This window comes from Variovorax sp. dw_954 (assembly GCF_018449755.1).
Taxonomy (GTDB): domain Bacteria; phylum Pseudomonadota; class Gammaproteobacteria; order Burkholderiales; family Burkholderiaceae_C; genus Variovorax.
This window is the reverse complement of record NZ_JAAVVD010000060.1, coordinates 1-5,546: the sequence shown is the minus strand read 5'-3', so window position 1 is coordinate 5,546 and position 5,546 is coordinate 1. Positions and strand designations below refer to the sequence as shown.

General features: G+C 61.3%; 5 protein-coding genes. All 5 read right to left on the bottom strand.

Features of this window, described 5'->3' with window-relative positions:
- Window positions 1-67: 67 nt before the first annotated feature.
- Genes HB681_RS37220 through HB681_RS37200 form a run of 5 tightly spaced genes read right to left on the bottom strand, consistent with a single transcriptional unit; the run spans window position 68 to window position 5,457 of the window.
- On the bottom strand, window positions 68-478 hold the full coding sequence (locus HB681_RS37220) for a TetR family transcriptional regulator (RefSeq protein WP_213959919.1): 411 nt from the start codon (window positions 476-478) through the stop codon (window positions 68-70).
- Entirely contained in the window at window positions 475-2,340 is a 1,866-nt protein-coding gene (locus HB681_RS37215) for a hypothetical protein (RefSeq protein WP_213959918.1), read from the bottom strand. The genes HB681_RS37220 and HB681_RS37215 overlap by 4 nt, the downstream gene beginning before the upstream one ends.
- Window positions 2,337-3,980: a hypothetical protein gene (locus HB681_RS37210; protein ID WP_213959917.1), complete on the bottom strand. Its 1,644-nt coding sequence runs from the start codon at window positions 3,978-3,980 to the stop codon at window positions 2,337-2,339. The genes HB681_RS37215 and HB681_RS37210 overlap by 4 nt, the downstream gene beginning before the upstream one ends.
- Window positions 3,981-4,000: 20 nt before the next feature.
- The gene (locus HB681_RS37205; RefSeq protein ID WP_213959916.1) at window positions 4,001-5,149 is read right to left on the bottom strand and encodes a tyrosine-type recombinase/integrase; all 1,149 of its coding nucleotides are present in this window, start codon (window positions 5,147-5,149) and stop codon (window positions 4,001-4,003) included.
- 2 nt (window positions 5,150-5,151) lie between these two features.
- On the bottom strand, window positions 5,152-5,457 hold the full coding sequence (locus HB681_RS37200; RefSeq protein WP_213959915.1) for a hypothetical protein: 306 nt from the start codon (window positions 5,455-5,457) through the stop codon (window positions 5,152-5,154).
- Window positions 5,458-5,546 lie beyond the last annotated feature (89 nt).

Genomic DNA, 5,546 nt, shown 5'->3' with positions numbered 1-5,546 from the left:
TTCCTTTATGGAACTTTTCTAACGGTTAGTGGCACCGTTGCAACGGACCCCATCTCTGGGGCCCGACCTAACGCTTCCCTGAGTTGCTGAGCAGCCGAGTGATCTTGCCCTCCACCGAGGCCTGGAGCACCGCGTTTTCGGAGCGCAGCACTTCGTTGATGGATGCCAGCCGTCGCCGCTGTTCCCGTACTTGGCTCAGTTCTTCCTGAGCCTGCTTCAGACGCACCTTGAGCTCCTTTACCAGCGTGCGCAGTTCATCGCGCTGCTGAATGCGTGTGTGCCCTTGTGCCGCCCGAATGGCGTCGGCGATGGCTGGGTAGCAGTTGTGGATCAAGGCGGTGCTGACGCCGGCTTCGGCCGCGACTGAAGCAACGGACACCTTTGTGGCTTTCGTGTGTGCACGGCCACGCTGGATTCGATAAAGGGCGAGTTTCAGCGTGGCTTCTCGCTGAGCATGTGGAAGGCGCTTCGCCATCATTGCGCGGTCCCTACGGTGTGCCCTAAGCCCGCCAGGACCGACTTGCACCGATCTAGGTCACGGCGCACACGCGACAACCCAGCTTCGCCAATGTCGCGACAGGCAAGCACCTCATCGAGGTGGTCGCAGAGGCCCTGATAGATCGTTGCATGCGACGAGTCGATCACCGCGTTGGTGCAAGTCGCACATCGGGTCTTCTCCAGATCGTTGCCGACGCAGAGACTGTCGTCGGCCGTACACCAGGCGTGCCCATTGCTGCGGATCGGCGTGCTTGCGGCGACCGAACGCACCATGTGCGCGTGGTCCCTGAACAGGGTGACGGGACGATTCTGACGCCAACGGACCAAGCCGTCACCATAGCCACCGGCGAGGCACTCGTCCGGCCGCAACCACCGAGTGACCAGGTTGTCCTTGATCGTGTCGAGCTCCGTGTCGATCTCCAGAAACAGATCGACTTCCAAGTGATCATTCAGTGCGTACAGAAGCGTCATGTCAGCCGACCAATGCTTGAAGTGTCCCTTCAGGTAGCGCAGGTCTCCGAATCGGCTGTGTGCAACGTAGTTGGCGAACTTGCGACGAAATTGATGCGATGTCAGATCCCACTCGATGCCCCTTTTGGCCGCAAACCGGCGGAGCTGGCAATTCATGCCTTGTGAGCTGAGGGTGCGGGCGATGGCCTGGCTCTTCGCCTCGCCAAGGAAGAGTGCGTTGGCGTGGCGCTCAGCTTCCGCGATTTCAGGATCGCGCGGATCCCTTGCCCTGCGCTCGGCCAACTCCTTCGCGACCAGGCCTTGCAGCGGCAGCGCCCAACGCTCCATGAGCTTGAGTGCTACAACAGCTGCTTGGGGAATCATCCATCGGGTGTGACCCGCGCCAGTCTTGGTCGATTGAGAGTGAAGCCACCAGAAGGTGTTGTCGTCGGTGTCGATCGTCTTGCTCCAGCATCCTGACTGTACGAATGCCAGTTCGTGATTGCGGCAGCCCGAGAGGCTGGCAACGACAATGTAGCAGCCGGTTCGCAATTCCACCAAAGCGGCGCCAAACGCTTCAAGACCCTCAGCGAAGCCCGCTGAGCGCAGGTATTTCGTCTTCCGGGAAGCAAGGGTCGCCACAGGCAACGACGGATTCGCACGCTCGATGTCGGCAAGGGCGTCCCGCAGGTCTAGCAGACTCTGTCCATTTTCGACCAGGAACCAGGCTCCGCGGAACAGCGTGCTGAACACAGCGTCCGGCATCAGGGGTGTCTTTCCGGACCTGGGGAATGATTCGGCCTCCGTGAGACCGGCCAGGCGTGTTGCCGACGCCTCGGACCACGGATGCACCCGCATTGGGTCATCGGTGTGCTGGCTGAACTCGTGCAGCAACTCGAGCGCCTTGAAGCGTAGAAAGAGTCCACCGGGCGTGAGCGAGGTTCCACCTCCTGTCCCGACCCGGTGTTCTCGACAGGCTTGTATGTATGTCGAGCACGCCAACACGGTCACCTCGGACAGCCGCGCGATGCCGAGCGCCAGGAGATGCACGATAAAGGGCCGGATGCATTCGAGCATCCGGATCGCAGTGCTTGCTACAGGGCGTGCTGCACCGTCGCGGCCGCGGCGAAGGTACCGGTACATGACGTCCTTGCAAACGCGTCGGAACGCGGAGTGGATGTTGTCGAACCGCAGACTCGAACGTGAACGCTGCCCGTTTGAGGCGCTGGCCGCCAGCATCCAAGTGCTATCACCATACCGACTGCGCACAACATGCTGGCCATCGAGCATGACGGTGCTCACCACAAGGGCGTCGCGTACGACAGGTTCCAGGTCTCGGGTATGGGCAGGCTGCTGAAGGAACGCCTGCCGGGATATGACCGCGTGCATCATGCAAGACTGTCCAATGCGTTGAGGATCAGGTCGGACTTCCAGAAGGGATGTGGATCTGTCCGAGCGCGTGTTCGCGCTGCGTCTACGGCCTCCTGCTTGAAGAGCCCACGATCGAGCCCAACCTGGATCACATCGCGCTCAATCAGGCGTGGGATGTGAGCCAGCTGCTTCTCCCAGCGACGCTTGTCGACTCGGTCGCGCTCGCCCAAGACTCGCCAGTAGAACGAGAAGAGCCGATACAGGTCGTCACCCGTCACGACGTAGTTGCGGCAGCGCAGGCAGTTCAGGAAGTTCATGCACACGGCGCCGCCATGGTCTGGGGCATATTGGCCGTGCAGGGTATCGGAGCACCCGCCCACAGGCGTCTTGTGCGTCGCACCGAGTGTCCCGGTCTTGAGTTCCGACGCCAGGGCCTCGCCGAGGAACATCCAGTTGCGCTCGGCGTGCTCGCCCGGGCGCAGGTAGTTCACGTTGGTGACCTTTGGTGTGTTGCCCGCCGCGACAGCTGTCAATGCCAGATCGCCGTCCAGAAGTTCGCTGACGCGGTTAACAAACGTCTTGCGCAAGCGACTGATGTTCAGCCGGATCAGTTCACCGCTTGCATTGCGCAGGTCATAGGCCTCGACGAGCTTGCGTGCGTACTTGCCCAACGTTGCGTCAGTGATGGTGATGATGTCGCCTGTGCCGCTACCCTTGGCAAGCGATCTTGAGAATCGATACAGCCATACACGTTGTCGCAGTTCCGGCGCCGCCTCCTCGCGCAGCCGTTGCGTGATGGCAATCACATGCTTGATCAACCGCACGATGTCCATGCCCGCTGTTGGCAGAGCATGAGGCGTTGCCTCCCATTGGACATGCTTCTTCAGGGCCGCCTTGTAGACCCTGCGTCCTCGGCGTTTGTAGAGCACAAGGAACATGCGATCTCCCTTGGGATGGTCCACCAGGCAGTCGACGGACATCTCGAGAAGCGGCGTCGTGTTCCGTCCCGTGTGCAGGGCGATGGCGAGCAACGCGTAGGCGAGGAGTTCGCCCGTGGGCTCAGTCGCCGTCATCAGCGGCAGAACGGCACGCTTGACCGCGGCGGCGAACGCCCTGCGCTCCGCGTGCGTGAGGGGGTCTTCGCCCGTGGCACTCCTGCCGGCATTCGGAAACGGGTTGCGCGGAAAGGTTGCGGCGTCGCCGTGCTTCGTGACCTCGAGCAGACCATTCCTGCCCAGCGCCAGCAATAACGCCTTCGCCTGCTGGTACCAGAGCTTCTGGGTAGTCTTGCGCGCTCCGCTGGCAGAGAGGGCGGCGATGAAGCCGTCGATCAACTCCCGATCGATGTCTGCGAGCGTCATCGATCGTTGCGCGTCTGCGGCGCGAAACGCCACGTAGTCCAGAAACACTCGAAGGCCATCCCCGCAGATATTCAGGATGGTCTGGTCGGCCAACTCGCTATCCTGCCGAGCCAGGAAGCGCTCGATTTGGCGCTGGCATACCCATGTGACACTGTCGATCTTGCGGCCGTACCAGCGTGCGAAGTCAAAGGTGCGCCGGATGCCGGGGAAAGCCAGTCGGGTCGTGCTTGGTCTGTGGCAATCGTTCAGTGCGCCGCTGGGCATCGAGTCGAAGTCGGGAGCGCGAATATCGCTCTTCACGAACTGCTTCTTTCTACCCGTCACAGCTCTGGCCTCAAGCCGTCGAGTTCGTCCTGGTACTGCAGCACCGCATCGTCTGCGAGCTCATTGATCAGGTGCAGATAAACCATCGTTGTGGCTATCGAGGCGTGGCCCAACTGTCGCTGCAGGAAAACAAGGGGTTCGAGCCGGTTCTCGGCACGACGCCGCTGAAGTTCAACCAGGGTGTGCGTGGCGTAGGTGTGGCGAAGCATGTGGAGGTGAACGCGAATCCCTGCCGTGGCACCGACCGTGCTCACGATCCTGTTGATGCTTTTTCCGTCCTCGGCATACTGCTCGCCGGCGACGTTGAGGAACAGGTTGTTGTGCGTGTTGTCCGCGACGCCGGCGCGCTCGCTGCGATGATGCGCAACGTACTGCCACAGGTCCGTCATCAACGACTTCGAGATCCAGATTGATCGGCGCTTGGAACCCTTCGTCTTTTGCCCGCCGCCAGCAGCGGGATCAAGTTCGATCCGGATGTTTCTTTTCGAGATGCCCTGCGGGTTGACCACGATGTCAACGGGCAGTGTCGCCAGCTCCGCCCGGCGCAGCCCCGACTGCACGGCCATCTGAATCAACATGCGATGGTGAGGGTTTGTGGCTGCCGCGAGCAATGCCTGCGTCTGGGTTCGCGACAGGAACTGTGGAAGCCCGCGCTTCGATCGAGGGACCACATCGGCCGTTCGCACGCCAACGTCTGTCCTGCCGATGTGCCCCAAGAACGCATCGCCCCTCGGCGCCGCGCGCCGCATTTCGAGCCGGAAGGGGAGGTGCTCGATCAGCTGCGCCGACTGGGAGTATTCGTAGAACGCGACGAGGAAGCTCAGTCGTTGACGCACGGTGCTTTCGCGGTGTGCTGCGATCTGAAAAGAGTAGTCGCGGTAGGCCGCCAGCAGGTCCTTTCGGCCGGCTTGCTTTGTCGAGTTCCACTCAAGCTCGTGAGCCTGCAGGAAGCTGAAGTAGTCGTACAGGGCACGGCCAGCGCCGTCCCATGTCCTATTCGACCGAATCGTTCCGCGCAGCAGATGGTGACGAAAGAATTCGTTCACGGGATCGCAGCCGGTCATGTCGTCCCACAACAAGATGGGAAAATCGGGATATGCGTGGCCGGCGATCCTGAACTCGTCGGTCGCTCGCTCGAGCAACACGCTTAGAGCCCTCTTGAGCGAAGCACCTTCGCCGCGGCCTTGAAATCGGAATCGGTGAGGTGCATGACCAGATCCACAGCGCCCCCGCCCCCCTTGTTCGCGCGAGTGTCCAAGAACTTCGCGCCCGTGCAGAGGATCTCGAAATCGCGGCCTCCAACGGTTGCATGCCAACGCGTTGAGAGGGCACTCTTCGTTGGCACGTACTCAGCATCTCGCTTCGCGAAGTCCGCGATTACGCCGAGCACATGCGCCGAGTCCAGGTTGCGCCAGCGCTCCAGCGCAGAGTTATCCACAGATTGACGGCCCATGTGTCTCCTCCCCCAGACCCCCACCTCGCTACTCGTCTAAGTCAATGAGCTGAGTGGACCGGGTTGCTAACGAATCATACGTTCCATAA